The 652-nt window shown below is 38.3% G+C and carries 2 protein-coding genes; both read right to left on the bottom strand.

Annotated features, from left to right (window positions below):
• Positions 1-13: 13 nt before the first annotated feature.
• On the bottom strand, positions 14-190 hold the full coding sequence (locus tag R7E78_RS27445) for a hypothetical protein (RefSeq protein ID WP_005483239.1): 177 nt from the start codon (positions 188-190) through the stop codon (positions 14-16).
• Between the two features lie 148 nt (positions 191-338).
• A partial coding sequence (locus R7E78_RS27440) for a cytochrome c-type biogenesis protein CcmH (RefSeq protein WP_318058794.1) occupies positions 339-652 on the bottom strand: 314 nt, incomplete at its 5' end.

The raw sequence follows: 652 nt of genomic DNA, 5'->3' as shown, positions 1-652 counted from the left end.
ATGAAAAGGAATCTTAATGAGTTTGGCTACGTTTCCAAACCGCTAATTCTATCCATACCGCTTCGAGTTCTTGAATTTCTTCGTCTGTTAGGACGGCGAGAGTTGAAGTCACTTGTGGCAGCTTCGGTGTTTGAAACGCACGAATCTGCGAATAAAAGTCCTTCTTTAACTGCAATATAACTGAATCCACTGCGTACACCTACTGTTGTTCTTTTATTACTTCTCCAGCTCAAATTTTATCGTTAGCTTTATACTGGAGGCTTCATAAATTCCAAAAAATGATAACACTCTGCTTGTTATATGCACAATTTATTTTCCATACTGGAATAATGGTCACATTAATTTCGCTTGATTAGTCGGATCGAAAATAGAGCAAAAAAGATCAAAAATATAATAGGAAAGATCCACAATAGCGCAGTTGAATAATTAAATGGAGGTTGATACAGAACAATATTTCCATATCGTTCAACCAAATAATCTTTTACCTGCTGATCGGAGCTACCTTCATTGACCATGGTATAGACCTTTAACCGAAGATCTTTAGCCGCTGGTGCATTGGACTCAATCAAGTTCTGGTTTTGGCATTGTGGGCAGCGCAATGTCTTAGCGAGCGAGGTTGCTCGTTGTTGCACTTCTACAGATTGAAATTCAA

Source organism: Vibrio sp. YT-19(2023), assembly GCF_033337395.1.
Note: the sequence above shows the minus strand (reverse complement) of the source record. Positions and strands in the feature narration are given on the sequence as shown.